14 protein-coding genes and 1 pseudogene are annotated in these 15,603 nt (G+C 44.6%); 12 read left to right on the forward strand and 3 right to left on the reverse strand.

The features are described from left to right. Positions 1-106: 106 nt before the first annotated feature. From IEV27_RS08380 to IEV27_RS08420, 9 genes and pseudogenes are all read left to right on the forward strand, one after another. Positions 107-550, forward strand: a complete 444-nt coding sequence (locus tag IEV27_RS08380) for an RDD family protein (protein WP_188377022.1) — start codon at positions 107-109, stop codon at positions 548-550. A 274-nt stretch (positions 551-824) separates the two neighbouring features. Continuing rightward, positions 825-1,289 carry an RNA polymerase sigma factor gene (locus tag IEV27_RS08385; RefSeq protein WP_188377023.1) on the forward strand — a complete coding sequence of 155 codons (465 nt, stop codon included), beginning with the start codon at positions 825-827 and terminating at the stop codon, positions 1,287-1,289. Beyond that, the gene (locus IEV27_RS08390; protein ID WP_188377024.1) at positions 1,289-2,485 is read left to right on the forward strand and encodes a hypothetical protein; all 1,197 of its coding nucleotides are present in this window, start codon (positions 1,289-1,291) and stop codon (positions 2,483-2,485) included. Before IEV27_RS08385 ends, IEV27_RS08390 begins: the two co-directional genes overlap by 1 nt. Positions 2,486-2,520: 35 nt before the next feature. Further along, positions 2,521-2,655 carry a YrzI family small protein gene (locus IEV27_RS08395; RefSeq protein WP_188377025.1) on the forward strand — a complete coding sequence of 45 codons (135 nt, stop codon included), beginning with the start codon at positions 2,521-2,523 and terminating at the stop codon, positions 2,653-2,655. 112 nt (positions 2,656-2,767) lie between these two features. Continuing rightward, positions 2,768-3,703: an ornithine cyclodeaminase family protein gene (locus IEV27_RS08400; protein WP_188377026.1), complete on the forward strand. Its 936-nt coding sequence runs from the start codon at positions 2,768-2,770 to the stop codon at positions 3,701-3,703. Positions 3,704-3,728: 25 nt separating this feature from the next. Then, positions 3,729-3,941, forward strand: coding sequence for a hypothetical protein (locus IEV27_RS08405; protein ID WP_188377559.1), 213 nt, complete (start codon positions 3,729-3,731; stop codon positions 3,939-3,941). 14 nt (positions 3,942-3,955) lie between these two features. After that, positions 3,956-5,392: a sodium:solute symporter family protein gene (locus IEV27_RS08410; RefSeq protein WP_188377027.1), complete on the forward strand. Its 1,437-nt coding sequence runs from the start codon at positions 3,956-3,958 to the stop codon at positions 5,390-5,392. A 120-nt stretch (positions 5,393-5,512) separates the two neighbouring features. Beyond that, complete coding sequence (locus tag IEV27_RS08415) at positions 5,513-5,992, forward strand: hypothetical protein (protein WP_188377028.1); 480 nt, start codon at positions 5,513-5,515, stop codon at positions 5,990-5,992. 118 nt (positions 5,993-6,110) lie between these two features. Continuing rightward, a pseudogene (locus IEV27_RS08420) lies at positions 6,111-6,548 on the forward strand (DinB family protein); the annotation flags it as partial. A 34-nt stretch (positions 6,549-6,582) separates the two neighbouring features. On the opposite strand, the gene IEV27_RS08425 reads toward IEV27_RS08420, so the two are convergent. Beyond that, the gene (locus IEV27_RS08425) at positions 6,583-7,233 is read right to left on the reverse strand and encodes a LysE family translocator (RefSeq protein ID WP_188377029.1); all 651 of its coding nucleotides are present in this window, start codon (positions 7,231-7,233) and stop codon (positions 6,583-6,585) included. A gap of 977 nt (positions 7,234-8,210) precedes the next feature. Between IEV27_RS08425 and IEV27_RS20015 the strand changes: the two genes are divergently transcribed. From IEV27_RS20015 to IEV27_RS08440, 3 genes are all read left to right on the forward strand, one after another. Next, positions 8,211-8,957 carry a L,D-transpeptidase family protein gene (locus tag IEV27_RS20015; RefSeq protein ID WP_188377030.1) on the forward strand — a complete coding sequence of 249 codons (747 nt, stop codon included), beginning with the start codon at positions 8,211-8,213 and terminating at the stop codon, positions 8,955-8,957. Positions 8,958-9,314: 357 nt separating this feature from the next. Continuing rightward, positions 9,315-9,890 carry a TetR/AcrR family transcriptional regulator gene (locus tag IEV27_RS08435; RefSeq protein WP_188377031.1) on the forward strand — a complete coding sequence of 192 codons (576 nt, stop codon included), beginning with the start codon at positions 9,315-9,317 and terminating at the stop codon, positions 9,888-9,890. Positions 9,891-9,970: 80 nt separating this feature from the next. Beyond that, positions 9,971-13,138, forward strand: coding sequence for a bifunctional cytochrome P450/NADPH--P450 reductase (locus IEV27_RS08440; RefSeq protein WP_188377032.1), 3,168 nt, complete (start codon positions 9,971-9,973; stop codon positions 13,136-13,138). A gap of 361 nt (positions 13,139-13,499) precedes the next feature. Here the strand turns inward: IEV27_RS08440 and IEV27_RS08445 are convergent, their stop codons facing one another. Together IEV27_RS08445 and IEV27_RS08450 are read right to left on the reverse strand one after the other, a co-directional pair. Then, positions 13,500-15,113, reverse strand: coding sequence for a sodium:solute symporter family protein (locus IEV27_RS08445; protein ID WP_188377033.1), 1,614 nt, complete (start codon positions 15,111-15,113; stop codon positions 13,500-13,502). Next, complete coding sequence (locus IEV27_RS08450) at positions 15,110-15,592, reverse strand: OsmC family protein (RefSeq protein WP_188377034.1); 483 nt, start codon at positions 15,590-15,592, stop codon at positions 15,110-15,112. The genes IEV27_RS08445 and IEV27_RS08450 overlap by 4 nt, the downstream gene beginning before the upstream one ends. Between the last annotated feature and the right edge of the window lie 11 nt (positions 15,593-15,603).

Here is a 15,603-nt window from a genome sequence, read left to right on the forward strand (position 1 = left end):
GGAAAGCTTGATTTCTTCACGGGGAAATCAAGCTTTTATTATTCTTGTGAAACATATTTTACGTTGATTCGTACGATAAGTATGGAAAGAAAGCGAGGTTTTTTATATGGAAGTACATCACCCGGCGGGGTTCTGGAACAGGTTAGGAGCAAGAATTGTAGATGGTCTTTTATTGGCTATTCCACTTGGATTGATGACAATACTTATCCACGGCAGCTTTTTCCACGATGGTTACAGCCCGGTAGATCTACTTGGCTACGTCTATGCGATTGTGCTTCCGGTCATTTGGTATGGATACACGGTAGGACGCAAGTTAATCGGAATCCGTATCGTACGGATGAACGGACAGAATGTTGGCTTTGGTACGATGCTTTTAAGAGAAGTGGTAGGTACGCTCGTCTATATTGTGACACTTGGGATCGGCCTGATCGTCAGTGCATTTATGGTCGGAATGAGGGAAGATAAACGGGCGATTCATGACTTTATTGCGGGCACGTATGTGACTAAGGAACCGCCGGAAGATCAGGAAGAAGAGGCCGCGGTGAAGTAAATGATGTAGAAGCTATAAAATAAGCAGACCGTTCGCGGCTGCTTATTTTTTAATTTTAGATATCAGCGGAAATCACCTTTTATCAGCTAAACTATACTTATATCAGCGTTTTTTTTCCTTTATCAGCGAAAATGAGAATATATCAGCGTTTTTCAATCCCCGGACAAATCCTTCAAAAGAAATTCACCTATTTTTTGAAAAAACTCCATCACTTCCTCCGCCTCATTCGTTATCTAAGTGAAGGAGCCAATAATTAGACAAAGTGAGTGGTCGTATGGAAGTAAGTGATCTATATGAAGAACTGAAAAGCGACCTGTTCCGATTCGCCTTTTCGATCGCGCGTCACGAACAAGAAGGGAAGGACCTTGTGCAGGATGCGTGGATCAAATCGTTAAAGGAAGAGCACCTGCTCGATCTGCCTCGTCATAAGCAAAAAGCGTGGTTCTATCGAGTAATGAAAAATAAGCTGATTGATGAACGAAGAAAAGATCAGCGCTTAACCGAGTGGGATGATGAAGCGGATTTTCCCATTCATGAGCTGACGTTAAGTCGAATGGAGATGACCGAATTGCTCTCCCGCTTGTCGCCGGAGTTAAGTGACATTGTGTTTAAACGGTACTGGTTGGAATTATCGAGTAAAGAAATCGGTGAGCGGCTGGAGCTGCCTGCTTCTACCGTTCGCTTTAAGCTTCAGACTGCAATGAAACAATTACGTAAATTTTTAGAGGAGGATGAATGATGACTCAACGAATTGGAAATGTCGGACTGTTAAATTTAATGAATGCTACGGAAAAAAGCTTACAAGATGTGGAGAGGATCGAGAACATTGGCATGATTTTATATCCTAAGGAAAAAGCGTACCTCCTGCCGAAATTAAACGTCGGCAACATCGGTCAATGTGTGGAGCTGCCAAAGGGGTATCAAGTGGTGAATAGCAACTTACACGTAGATCAAGCGTATTTTCAATCGTTAACGGAAGAAGTGAAGCTGTTCGTAAACGGTAATCTCATTGTTGAGCAAGATGTGCAGGCTGACGAGCTGAAGAACAGCTTGCTTGAGCTTAGAGTAAGCGGCAGCATTTATTGTCCGGACCACCTGACTGGCTCTCTTTTTCACATCATCTCGTATGGAGCCATGGATGTGGAGTCGTACGGAGAGGAAGAGCTGCGTTTTGAAAACGGGCATTTCGAGTTAACGAATGCCTACTTGCATTCAGCCGATCTTGCTATTCGGTTAACCGTAAACGGCAAGCTGCGATTACCTGTGGATTTAGACATGGCATTGTTTCAGCAAAAAATTCACCAGATCGATGTCAATGGCAAGGTCAGGCTCTATGAATCTCAAGAAACGAATTTTTATAAAAAAGCAGGTTCGCTTTCCTCCAGCAAGGTGGAGGTCATTCCTGACGGTTACTTACAGCTGACGAAGCCGCTGCGCGTAAACAGCCGCTCCATTAAACGATTCCAAGGCAAAAAGCTCTACACGAACAAGCCGCTGATCATTGAAGCGGATGTAACGCGTGACGCTTTTTCTATAGCATCCATTCATTCGACGTCCATTGTTATTTGTCCAGAAGAACTGGAGGATCTCGTATATGAAACAGCCCCGCTGCTGGAAACAGAGGTTTTGTCGTACGAAGACCGTTTTCTATTTATCGAAGGGGAAGAGCGATGGACGAACGAACAACTGGAAGCTTTAGACCATCCAACCGCGTTTATTGTAGACGGACAACTAATCATAGACGATAGTGTCACGCCTGAGGTTCTTTCATCAAAAATTAAAAGCTTAGATATTCTTGGCATCGTCGCTGTAGAAAATCCTTCATTAAAAGGCAGCTTGCAGCAGGTGATACGAGTGAATACAGGAATGATTAAGGATGAGGGGATGAAGGCGAAAGATTCGAGTTTAGGCAATTTAGGAGAGTTGATGCTGTAACGATGCTTAGCTTCTTATAGAAAGGAAGGAGCAAGATGACGATCCATTTTTTCATCTTTACGATTCGTATTACGAGAAACAAAAAAGATAAAATGCCTATGAATAACCATCATAACGAGGCTCAAGAACAGTTGTTAAGCCGGAAAGCAACTTATCGGAATTTGTATTAATCTCATAACTAAAAAATCCAGCACACTTGCAGATGTGTTGGATTTTTTCATTATTTTAATAAATCAGAAAATTGTGGTAGTATAGCGTTACTAGTAACGAAGGAGGGCTTATATGGACTATTTAACAGCAGAACAAGTCAACGAACGATTGACGATGGACGAAACGATTCGCTCCATTGAACAATTCTACTTAGACGACAGCAATGGGGATATGATCATGCCTGATCGCATGCATATCGAAGACGGCGATAATACAAGTCTTTTAATGCCTTCCTATTATGGTGATTATTATGCAACGAAGCTCGTCGGTGTAGCACCGAACAATACGTCACTTGGGAAGCCGACGATTCATGGACTGATGATTCTGTACAGCCGCAAGACGATGGAGCCTCTCTTAATGTGTGATGCGATGCCGATTACCGGGCTTCGTACGGGGGCGCTTGGCGGTCTTGGCATGAAGTATTTAGCGAAGGAGGAGGCTTCTTCTCTCGGAATTATTGGAACCGGGACACAAGGGTGGAGTCACCTGCAGTCCGCCTGTGCAGTTCGCTCGATTCAAACCGTGAAGGTGTACAACCGCAGTCAGAATAAGCTTTCAACATTTATTAAACATGCGAGAGAGGCCTTTCCGGCACTACATATTGAACAAGCTTCGCCGGAAGAATTAGTCCGTGATTCTGACATTATTGTCACGACAACCACCTCTGAAAAACCCGTGCTTCCTGAGCTTGATCCCGCAGCCTATAAAGGCAAGCAGATTGTCGGTGTCGGTTCATTCCACCCGGCGATGCAGGAGATTCCTGACAGCATCTTAAAGGAGGCGGATGAAGTTTACGTCGATGCGCCGAGTGCTTTCCGTGAATCAGGCGATATGATTCGTGCGCAGGAGCTTGGCGTTGACCCTGAACAAACGCTGTCGCTTAAAGAGATCATTGAACGCAATCATCGTCCGCAGAACCCAGAGGGACAATCGATCATCTTCAAATCCGTAGGAGCGGCGATTTTTGATTTAGTCGTAACGAAAGCCTTATATGAAAAAATCCGATAAGAGAGGATGAGTCCGTGTGAAACAAATGACGAAATCAAAATGGAAAGACCCCGGCATTATCATGGTAATTGCGCTCGCCATCATTTCCTCCATCGTTTGGATCTGGTGGCCGACGGAAGTGTATTGGATGGGCATCTCCCTTGCCGGATGGCTGATGTTCTTCTGCTTTTTTATTTGGCTGCTATTAACCTTTATTTATGTCATTTGGATTGAAAAGATAGAAAAACGATCGAACTAAAGGAGCTGTAGACGATGAAAGGAATGGAAACCTCCATATTAGCCTTCTACTTAATCTTCATGACCCTCATCGGCATCTATTTTGCCAAGAGAGCTCACTCATCAGAAGATGATTACTGGACCGCAGGACGCAATATTAATAGTTTCGTAGGATCATTCGCTTTGTTTGCCGCTGTCGCAAGCTCAAGCTCCTTAATGGGAGCCGTTGGATCAGGCGTCGCACTCGGCCTCCCTTTCTTATTCGCTTATGGATTCGGGGCGGTAGCCATTCCATCCTTTGCTCTCTTTCTGATCGCGGGGCAGATTCGACGCTCCGGCGTAAAAACGATGCCGGAGTTTTTCAAAATACGCTTTGGAAAACCGGTACAAATTGTAGCTGCCATCATCGTCGTTCTCAGTATGACGTTCTATATGGTGCCGCAGCTCACAGCCTCAGGCTTAATCGGTTCTTACGTGCTTGGCATTGAATATACCACCGCTGTTATTTTTCTTGGGATTGGATTTACCTTGTATGCGGCCTTAGGCGGCATGTGGGCGATTACATATACCGACTTGATTCAAGGGGCCGTCATGGTGATTGGGATGCTCGTGCTTTCCATCATTATTTTGGCCGATCACGAAGGAGTAGGTACGTTAATTCAAGATGCTTTGGCTGTCGACCCTGCATTTGGTGAGGTCACACAGCCGTGGATGTCGTACTTTGGGTTGTTCATCGCCTTCCTATGGTTTGGTGTCGTATCGCCATCCGCTGTGATGCGTAACTTCGCTTCACGTGATGCAAAAACTGCCCGTCGTTCTGCGCTCGGTGCCTGTATTTTATACCTTTGCGTCTTTATTTTCGGCGCGATCATTGCTTCTGCCGGAGCAAGTCTAGGCATTATCGGTTCCCTGGATAATCAGGACATGATTTTTATATCCGTGATTGAGCATTACATGCCGCCAATCCTCGCAGGGATTATGCTGGCTGGATTATTAGCTGCCATTATGTCGTCAGCTGATGCCATGCTGCTCGCCGTGTCGGCTGGTGTTGCTCATGATTTGTATAAAGGACACATTAATAAAAAGGCCTCCGAAAAGTCAGTCACGCGGATTGGGTTTGTCGTCATGATGCTCGCCAGTCTCGTCGGTATTTATTTCGCTATTGATCCACCACAGCTCATCGCGATTATGGTGGGCTGGGTCAGTGGCGCCATGCTGTCGGCCTTCGGTTTCCCGCTTGTCCTCGGCATTTGGTGGAAGCGGGCGAACATGGCTGGAGCATTGGCGGGGATGATCGGAGGATCCGTGGCGTTTATCATTATGGCCGCCTTGCCATTCGCTCTCGTGGCTGAGCCAATCGTCGCTGCCCCTGTATCTGCGATTCTTGTGATTGTCGTCAGCCTGATGACGTCTCCGCCACCTGAAGAAATGCAAAGCGAAGTGGATCGCTATCACACTCATATCGAGTCATAAAGGATGAAGCCAATGGAAACATTGAAACAGAAAAACCTCCGCCTCATCGGGACAGGCGGAGGCATAACCGAAAGCGAGCTGCCTAACGTCCTATATAAAAATTTGGGCGTGCAGATGAAAATGAACCGCAGCATCGACGCTGATTACATTAAAAACCACATCACGAGCACAAAGCGTGTGTATCACCCGATGTGGGTGGCCAAACTGCTCGTCATTGCTGATCGTAAACCTTTTCCACCGAGAAAAAAGCCGAACATGGTGTTCGTTGACGCCGTTTCCGGCTACCGCGGACTTTTTCCAACCGTGCCGCCGATGAACGATAGGGAAGTAGAAAACGGTGAAGTTGTCCCCGCGCAGTTGACGAAGCAGCAGGTCGAGGAGACATACATCCTAGACATTCAGCAAAATCAAATCAACCGCAGCTATGTATTAAAGAAGCCCAGCTATCAGCTTGAAGAACTGTTCCTTACGTACTTGCCGCTCTGGAACGTACACGTTGACTCTAGCTACCTAACAAAGGAGTTCATCATTAACGCAAATACCGGCGAGTCGGAGGAGTATATGAGTCAGTTGTGGGGAAGCGGAAAATGGCGGTTGTAGGAAAAATAGAGTTTGCTGCCCTGCCCTAACATAGGCAGGGTATTTGTTTATGGAGATTTGAATCGATTAATAGGAGAGAAAAAAAGAACATTCTTAGCGAACACTATCGTTTAGTGAAACTCGAGAGGTTCTCTTCCAGTTTTGTGAAGGAATAAAGCCAGAAGATTATACAGCAGAGCTTCAAGGCTTTGAATGGGGATCCATCCGTCATCTTCATGCCCACGTGGTTGAATGCTATCAAACGTGGATTGGAAAGTTTGCTTTAAAAGACCCTCTAGCAGTTAACGGGAAGGTCATCAAGGACGTAGAGGAAATGCGAAGCTTATTTCACCAGGTAGACGGGCTCGGCGAAGGATTTCTACATGAATACGAAACGAATCCTTCCCTAACATTAAAGGCGGTTTCCTGGCAGGATCATGAACTTGAGGTCTCTGTCCTTTGGCTGTTCACGCATACGATGACGCATGAATTTCACCATAAAGGACAGATCCTGTCTATGGTTCGACACCTAGGCTGCGAACCCATCGATACAGATGTAGTTTTATACTTTTTGTGATATAGAATCAAAAGGTATGACGCTTGTCTGCTTTTTAAAAAAACGCTGTCACTTTAACAACCGCCTTAAAAGCAAAGTAAACACCAAGCCCTATTAAGAACAAGCTCGCCGTTAAAGAGATGAGCTTCAATGCCCCGGGCTTTAACAATGATTTACTAAAGTGGACGGTGAGGGCCAAATTTACATTCCATAAACCGATCCCAATAAAAATCGCGCTGTTAATGTAAAAGGCTCTTAGCACGTTTTCGTCTTGCAACGAATCACTAAGCACTGATCCGTAGATGCCTAACCAAAACAAAATGTTTAAAGGATTGAAGGCTGCTATGGAAATACCCGTAAGGTAAGGGCGAAGCAACCCGGGGCTAAAACGCTCTCCTCTATGATCGGATGAATCAATGACCGGTTCAGGTCGATTTAAGAAGCTTTGGATGCCTGTATAGGTTAAAACAAGGGCACCAAACACTAACAATGTAAGCTGCACGGCGTTTAAGGTTAAGTAATCGGAAAGGCCACGATACACAAGATACATTAAGGCGAGATCCGTCGTCATGCCGCCTGCTCCTACCAGCAAAGAAGGCCAGAATCCTTGATAAATCCCTCTTCTAATGATTTCTATGTTAATCGGTCCGATTGGGGCTGCCAGTGATAAACCAAGAACAATCTGCCTGATTAAAAGTAAGATCATGCCAAGTGCCTCCCTGGATTAAAGAAGTTTGTCCTTATAGTTAATGATTGGACAAGGTAAATTAGAAGTAAAAGGCTGTAAAAAAAGAGGGGCATCTACTTTTAAATCAGTGGTTCAGAAAACGTCGAGAAATAATATAAATGGCAGGTAAAATTCCAAAGGATTTATTCTCGATTTTAATTAATAGGAAAAGGTGCTTTCAGTTTGTGAAATCAGCAAATTTATTAGCAGAATCATAATAACTGTTGACGTATTGTGATTCTGTCGATTTAAGGTCTTCAAGATAAGTGCAGGATTGTGAAAGGCTCATTTTCGAGATGATGCTAAGAATTTGAAACTCATTATTTACATAAACATAGAGGTCGTTTATAAGTGGTAAATATGAGTAAAACGGACACATTCACTATTCCAAGGGAGATATGTTTATGTATGTATGCTATAGAGTATATAGGCGTGGTTTCGTTAATGGTTAGAAGAAAGAAAGATAAGTTAAGTGGAGAAAAATTTCTTTATTAAATTGCTTCAGTAGCCCTGGCTTCTTGGTTGTTGCACTTTGCCACAAATCTAGATTTCTATGATGAAGAAAAGTTATATTCAGGCATAATTTTTATTTGTATAGCAGCACCTCTTTATGCCATCTGCGTTTTCGGATATTACCATTTAAATCGAAACAACTCATAAGCAGGAAGTATTAGTTATATTGAAATCGAGTCTTCAGTTTAGGGGGCGAATGCTGCATAGTTTATTCGACCTCCTTTCAAAACTGAAAATGACTGGAAAGGTGTACATAAATAGACCAAATCCAAAGATGGTTTCCCAGTGAGTTCCTTATGAAATTCCATTTTCAAGTATCTATATGATGGCTCATATCTACTTGAAAATTTCTATATTTCGACAGCCGCTTTCGACACTTTTTTCCCCATTTCCCGGAGTATAATATTTCCAAGCTAACTAAGGGAATTAATGGAGGAAAGAGAATGCAGCTAAGAAAAATCGTGTTTGCATTAGGGATTTTGGGGATGAGTTTTAGTTTGATGGTAAAGCCGGCAGAGGCCGCACAGAACGAAGCAATTATTATTAACAAAAGTAACAACCAACTGGCTTTTTATGAAAAAGGTACACTTGTGAAAGTGTTACCTGTAGCAACTGGAAAAACGAAAGGTTTAACGCCGGAAGGGAAATTTTCTCTCGTGAATAAGGTTAAAAACAGGCCATGGTATAAAAAGAATATCCCAGGTGGTGATCCACGGAATCCATTAGGCGCAAGATGGCTAGGGCTCAAAGTACCGGGAGACTGGGGACATACCTCAGGAAATGTTTATGGAGTGCATGGAACAAATAATCCGTCCTCCATTGGAACTTACGCGTCCAACGGTTGTATTCGAATGTATAATAAAGATGTCATCTGGTTGTATGACCGGGCAGATCATAATATTCCGGTCTATATTACAAGCGCTTCATCATCATTCCCGGCGTTAGCACAAAAATATGGGGTTGCCAAAGCCAAAAAAGTAGTCGCAGGATATGAAACCTTTAACGTCAACTTAAAGTATGGCAGTAAAGGAGATGCCGTGAAAATTTTACAGAAAAAACTCAGCATTACTGCTGATGGATCCTTTGGACCGCAGACTTTAAAGGCTGTAAAGAAATTTCAGAAGTCAAAAGGGTTAGTGGCTGATGGTATTGTAGGGCCTAAAACAAGGAAAGCATTATTCGGTAAATAAAAGAATCAGTAAAATAGATGGGAAAGCTCTCCCTGAATGATACCCCGAATTAAAGACATACTTAAAGAATGTCTATATTCGGGGTTTTGTATGTTCAAAAAATCGAATACCCCTTTGTAATCTTGAAATCAGTCTTCATGAATCAGGGAGATCACTCAAGAAATATATATCTGCTGCTTGAGATAAGAAGAGTTAGAAGCACAATTGGAACAGAAGACAGACTTTGAGACCTTCTTTGCGGAAGCTCCCCAGCTCGCGAACGTTTTGAGTTATTTGTATGCTTGCACTGTATGGCAAGATGTACTAAACTGATTAGGAATGAATGTTCATTCCGCGACAGAAGGAGGAAGGTTTCAGATGCCAACATCCACAAGTAAACGTGATCATATCTTGCATAGTGCGCTGACTTTATTTGCAGAACGTGGATTCGATGCCACAACGATTCCGATGATTGCCAATGATGCCAACGTGGGAGCAGGAACCATATATCGCTATTTTGAGAACAAAGAGGTTCTCGTCAATACATTGTTTCAACATTATGTGACTTTGTTCACGAATACGCTGGAGGAAAATTATCCCCAAGACCATAGTATCCGTGATCAATTTCATCATTTGTTTCAAGGGATGGTTCGTTTCACAAATGAACATGAGCATGCCCTTTATTTCATAAAAACACATAATGCTGCTTACTTTCTTGACGATACGAGTCGAGAGCATTTTAATCATCTGCTGATGATTCTCCAGAATTTCATAGATGAGGGGAAAGAAGAAAAGCAAATCCGGGAGCTTCCATCGAAGGCGTTAATTGCTATTATATTTGGTGGTTTTCTTGAGCTTTTTAAATTGATTCGTGCAGGTGACATCGAAGCATCGGACGAATTATTGGCAGGCGTAGAGGAAAGCTGCTGGGACGCTGTGCGTCATCCTGAGTGATGGGGCTCAGTTTTCTTCTCTAAGTTTAGGAATGAATATTCATTCCGGTATTTTCAATTCCATGAAAGAGGTGTTTGTTCATGAATCATATAGAAAAACTTCCACAACCGAAATCCTATGGACCGCTCGGAAATTTACCGGGCATAGATAAAGAAAAACCCGTGCAATCGTTCATGAAGCATGCTCGGGAGCTTGGACCGATTTACCAATTTCATTTTCCAGGCCGGGTTAGCAACTTCGTTTCTAGTGCTCGTTTTGCTGCAGAAATCTGTGACGAAACGCGCTTTGATAAAAAATTGGGACCCGCCCTTCAAAAGGTACGCGCCTTTGGTGGAGATGGTTTGTTCACAAGTGAGACGGAGGAACCGAATTGGAAGAAAGCCCACAATATCTTGCTGCCTAGTTTCAGCCAGCAAGCGATGAAGGGGTATCATGAAAAAATGATCGATCTTGCTTCACAGCTGGTTCAAAAATGGGCCCGGCTTAATCCGAACGAGGAAGTTCATGTTCCGGATGACATGACACGCCTTACGCTGGACACGATCGGTTTGTGTGGATTCAACTATCGTTTCAACAGCTTCTATCGTGAAGATTCTCATCCATTCGTAGAAAAAATGGTTCGTGCGATGGATGAATCGATGAGCCAGACGCAGCGGCTGGGTATTCAGGATAAGCTGATGGTCCGGTCTAAACGACAGTATAAAGAAGATATTGATTACATGTTCAATCTTGTCGATCAATTAATCGAAGAACGTAAACAAGCGGGTGATCAAGGAGAGGACGATTTACTTGCTCACATGTTGAAAGGAAAAGACCCTGAAACAGGGGAATCGCTGGATGATGAGAACATCCGATTTCAAATCATCACATTCCTCATTGCCGGGCACGAAACAACGAGCGGTCTCCTTTCTTTTGCGACCTATTTTTTATTGAAACATCCTGAGAAATTACAGAAAGCCTATCAAGAAGTGGATGAAGTGCTTGGTGATGATACGCCTTCTTATAAACAGGTGAAACAGTTGAAATATGTGCGGATGATCTTGAATGAAGCGTTACGATTATGGCCGACTGCACCGGCTTTTTCTGTTTTTGCCAAGGAAGATACGACCCTTGATGGAGAATATGAGGTTGAAAAAGGAGATACGTTCACCCTCCTTATACCGGAGCTGCACCGTGACTCGTCCGTCTGGGGAGAAGATGCCGAAGCGTTTAAACCGGAGCGGTTTGAAGATCCCGCAAACATTCCGCATCATGCTTATAAACCTTTTGGCAATGGGCAGCGGGCGTGCATTGGGCAACAGTTCGCTCTTCATGAAGCGACGCTCGTTCTCGGCATGGTCTTGCAGTGTTTTGAGCTTGAAGATCATACGGATTATGAACTGGACGTTAAAGAAACGCTAACATTTAAGCCAGACGGATTAACGATGAAAGTGAAATCCAGAAAAGAAGCAAGGGTATTCCAAGCGCCAGCAGACGCAGATAAAAAAGAAACCTCCGTAGAATCGAAGGCGAAGCCAGTCATCCAATCTCATGGCACACCATTACTTGTGTTATTTGGATCTAATTTGGGAACGGCAGAGGGGGTAGCCCGAGAGCTTGCGGAAACCGCTCGATATCAGGGATTTGAAGTAACGACAGCTCCACTTGATGAGTTTGCTGGGAAACTTCCCACTGAAGGGGCTGTCTTGGTTGTATCTGCGTCCTATAACGGAAACCCGCCGGATAATGCGGTCTCCTTTATGGATTGGCTTCCTTCTGCTGCCGAAGCTGATCTGGAAGGGGTAACCTACGCTGTCTTCGGCTGCGGGGATCGTAATTGGGCGAACACCTATCAACGCATTCCTGCCATTATCGATGGAGAACTCGAAGCCAAAGGGGCCACAAGACTCCTTGAACGTGGAGAAGGAGATGCAAGTGAAGACTTTGATGGGGATTTTGAAAAATGGCAGGAGCGTTTATGGCCGTGTTTAGCGGATCATTTTCATCTTGAGCTGGAGAAAGGGGATCATACGTCTAGTCACGTGTCTATGGAATTCGTCAGTGGGGTCAGCTATACACCAGTTGCCCGCACGTATGATGCTTTCTCAGCCGTTGTTCATGACAACCAGGAACTCTTGAATTCTCGTGATCGCAGTACTCGTCACATTGATGTGCAGCTGCCTTCAGGCGTCACCTACAAGGAGGGCGATCACCTTGGCGTGCTGCCCGAAAATCCATCAGCACTTGTAAACAGGGTGTTGAGCCGGTTTGGAATAAAAGGAGAAGAGTACGTCATTCTTGGAGAAGGTACAGGGAGAGCGAACCACCTGCCTACCAACCAACCTGTTCAGCTTGTGCAATTGTTATCGTCTTATGTGGAACTGCAAGAGCCTGCGACTCGCGCACAAATTCGTGAGCTTGCAGCGAGCAATCCTTGCCCTCCACACAAAATGGAGCTTGAACAACTCGTAGAGGATGACATCTATAAACGAGAGATTTTGGAAAAACGCCAGACCATGCTTGAACTGCTGGAAGCTTATCCTTCCTGTGAAATGGAATTTGAACGCTTTATCTCATTGCTGCCATCCTTGAAAGTCCGTTACTATTCGATCTCTAGTTCTCCACGTGTGGACGAACATCAAACAAGTATTACGGTCAGTGTCGTCCGTGGAGAGGCCTGGAGCGGCAAAGGTGAGTATGAGGGAGTGGCTTCTAATTATCTGGCATCACGAGAGAAGGGGGACAAAATCGCCTGTTTCATTCGCACTCCTCAATCGGACTTTCAGCTGCCTGACGACCCTGCAACTCCGATGATTCTCGTAGGACCAGGAACGGGAATCGCGCCATTTAGAGGATTCATCCAGGCTCGCCGTATCATGCAGCAGGAAGGGAAAACGCTGGGAAGTGCTCACCTGTACTTCGGATGCCGTCATCCAGAACAGGACTTTTTATATGAAAAAGAACTGAAGGAAGCCGAACGCCTCGGGCTTATTGAACTTCATAGTGCTTTTTCTAGACAGGAGAATGAAGAAAAGGTGTATGTACAGCATTTGATGAAGAAAAATGCACAAACGATTCTTTCTCTTTTAGATCAAGGAGGCCACCTGTACATTTGTGGGGATGGCAGCAAGATGGCTCCTGAAGTGATGGATACACTGATCAGGTGTTATCAAGACCTTCATCAGACAAGCGATCAAGAAGCAGCTGCATGGTTGGAAGGACTTGAACAATCGGGTCGCTTGGCGAAGGATGTCTGGTCTGGATCTTAAGGTTTTTTACGAATTCTTGGTCAGGGCATTATTAGAAAAAGCCTCACGCACAAAGAGGATGACACAAAACTGAATAAAGTAAAAAATAATCCGAACGATTCTGTAGAAATCAGTTCGGATTATTTATGTTAAAGAGAAATTACACATCGCTCCGTCAAAATGCTTCGCTTTCAGTGCGCCGGGTACAAGGTACCGAAATTCACACTTGGCACTTCGCTCTTTTACAGCTTTTCGGTACCTGGTACCCTTATGTTCCCTTGCTGCAATAGAGCTGCTCCACTGTTTCGGTATTTTGACTACGCTAATGATTTTCGGTTAAAGTTATCTCCACCAGCTCTGAACGACTTCTTTTTCTATCTTTTTAAGAGACGACCTGCTCTTGAGCAGATTCTTCTGTCACTTTCGGTTTGATATAAATAATGCTTCCGATAAATATGGCTAGTACATTAAGGAAGAGTGTCATGCCTACAACACCAGCGGCGTGAAGAGATTCATAGAACAATCCGTTAACGACAAGCAGCGCTGCAAGGGTAGTCAACACAACGGCTCCTTTTACAGAACGATTGTTGGTAATCTTCCAATTTCCATAGTTGAAAGCAACGGTAAACAGAACCATAACAAGAATGTTGACGCTCATTCCTACCCAAACCGGGTGGATATTCAAGAAGAAATCAGTTGGGTGCCAATTACTTAAGTGGTACCAGATCAAGCCTGCTGCGAACCCGCCAAATAGGGCGCCGAGGACGGCTCGCTTTGTAACGAGCGGCCAGAATAAAGCAGCGACGACTGGTGCGAAGGTGGCTGAGTTTCTCATGGTCCAGGCGAGTACGTTCCACCAGGCGGCTTGTTCTGTGCGCAGGAAGCCGAAGATGATCATAAGTCCAGTCAGCAGCAGCAGTGACCATTTTGTATATTTCACAAGCTGTTCTGGAGAAGCTCCAGGGAAAATGGCGCTCCCGACGTCTTTACCAAGACTTGTTGCTCCTGAGAACTGACAAGGTGCTCCCCATCCGAGAGCACAAGCCCAGATGCCTAAGAAGAACAGACCGACGAATGGAGCGGGCAGCACTTCCATTAAATATTGTGGGAGAGCAACGAGTCCTAAACTTGCGTCTGGAACAACAGCAGCGGCAGATAAGCCAAATAAAATACCTAATAGAATAAAAGGAACACTCATCACTTCTGCAACGATTAAGCCTTTGCGGCCTTCTTCCGGCGTTTTACAAGATAACGCCATCTGAAAAGCAGCCTGCGCTAAAATCACGTTTACTAGGAAAGTGGCAAACCATACAAGGATCACTTGAAGGCCGGCACCGCCCCAATCAAACATGTTCGGCTGATCGGCTGCAAGCTGCTGCAAGCCGGAGATGCCTGGATTGATAAAGAAGGCCACAGTACCAATGATAAACATGATGGCAAAAACAAACGTGTTCATCGTTTGTGTAAATGCGACCGACCACATTCCGCCTGCCTGTAAATAAACAAACAGTAAGAGGGCTGTAAAAGCGACGGATAAGGATAACGAAACGCCGGTAAACACGTGAAAGGCAGAAGCAAAGGCAATGGCTGTAGCTACGGACCACATCGGAAAGGCAAAGGCCGTAATCGCGCCTGATAAAGCTTTCGCGCGTCTGCCGAATTGATCGCCGATTAAACCGGTAATCGTGACGATTAACTTTTCACGGAATGACTTAATTAATAATAAGGCGATCAGTAAGACTTGAAGTGTTTCTGCTACGCCGTACCAAATCGCTGAAATGCCGGTCAGGTAGGAAAGCTCGACAATTGATATATACGTCGACCCTGAGAAGAGTCCGGTAATACAAAAGGCAACCGTCCACCATCTAAACGTCCGCCCGCCTACGAAATATTGCTCTCCTCTGTTGGCTTTTCGTTTTGCTACATTACCTGCGATGATGAGGGCAAGGGTATATAAAACGGCGAGTGAAATGACCCAAAATCCATATGAACTCATGCTTGTTCCTCCTTGTTGATGTTCCAAATCACTTCAATTTTCACGTCTGCATCCTTAAACAAGTTGTAAGCCGGACAGCGTTTCTGTACGCGTTGAATAAAATCTTCTCCGTCTACTTCTTCCTCTGCAAACGTAACGTCCACTTGCAGCGTCACGGTTTGAAAGTGCGGGCTCACATCAGCTGTCCCGAACAATCCTCTGCGATCGATGGCTCCGCTAGAAGAAGCATCCAGCTTTTCAATCGTTAACTCTTTTTCCTTCGCCACCATTTCAACAACGATCATGAAACAGCCGTTTAGCGAGCCGATGATATATTCCATAGGTGTTAATGCTTCATTTGAACCGCCAAGCTTCTCTGGTTCATCAATCGTAAACGTAAAATCCCGAATCGCGTGCTCATTCTGAAACTGACTGGTGCGCTTGCTTTGCGTCTCAATGGAACGTAATGCTGACTTCTTCTGTGTTTGTTGATCTGCCATTTAATTTTCCC

Source organism: Halobacillus andaensis, from assembly GCF_014636475.1.
Classification (GTDB): domain Bacteria; phylum Bacillota; class Bacilli; order Bacillales; family Halobacillaceae; genus Halobacillus_A; species Halobacillus_A andaensis.

Bases quoted from the DNA above. Each gene is read 5' to 3' on its own strand.
- IEV27_RS08385 (WP_188377023.1), top strand. From the start codon at position 825: ATGGAAGTAAGTGATCTATATGAAGAACTGAAAAGCGACCTGTTCCGA.
- IEV27_RS08415 (WP_188377028.1), top strand. From the start codon at position 5,513: ATGAACCGCAGCATCGACGCTGATTACATTAAAAACCACATCACGAGC.
- IEV27_RS08435 (WP_188377031.1), top strand. From the start codon at position 9,315: ATGCCAACATCCACAAGTAAACGTGATCATATCTTGCATAGTGCGCTG.
- IEV27_RS08440 (WP_188377032.1), top strand. From the start codon at position 9,971: ATGAATCATATAGAAAAACTTCCACAACCGAAATCCTATGGACCGCTC.
- IEV27_RS08445 (WP_188377033.1), bottom strand. From the start codon at position 15,113: ATGAGTTCATATGGATTTTGGGTCATTTCACTCGCCGTTTTATATACC.
- IEV27_RS08410 (WP_188377027.1), top strand. From the start codon at position 3,956: ATGAAAGGAATGGAAACCTCCATATTAGCCTTCTACTTAATCTTCATG.
- IEV27_RS08395 (WP_188377025.1), top strand. From the start codon at position 2,521: ATGACGATCCATTTTTTCATCTTTACGATTCGTATTACGAGAAACAAA.
- IEV27_RS08425 (WP_188377029.1), bottom strand. From the start codon at position 7,233: ATGATCTTACTTTTAATCAGGCAGATTGTTCTTGGTTTATCACTGGCA.
- IEV27_RS08450 (WP_188377034.1), bottom strand. From the start codon at position 15,592: ATGGCAGATCAACAAACACAGAAGAAGTCAGCATTACGTTCCATTGAG.
- IEV27_RS08380 (WP_188377022.1), top strand. From the start codon at position 107: ATGGAAGTACATCACCCGGCGGGGTTCTGGAACAGGTTAGGAGCAAGA.
- IEV27_RS08405 (WP_188377559.1), top strand. From the start codon at position 3,729: ATGACGAAATCAAAATGGAAAGACCCCGGCATTATCATGGTAATTGCG.
- IEV27_RS08390 (WP_188377024.1), top strand. From the start codon at position 1,289: ATGACTCAACGAATTGGAAATGTCGGACTGTTAAATTTAATGAATGCT.
- IEV27_RS20015 (WP_188377030.1), top strand. From the start codon at position 8,211: ATGCAGCTAAGAAAAATCGTGTTTGCATTAGGGATTTTGGGGATGAGT.
- IEV27_RS08400 (WP_188377026.1), top strand. From the start codon at position 2,768: ATGGACTATTTAACAGCAGAACAAGTCAACGAACGATTGACGATGGAC.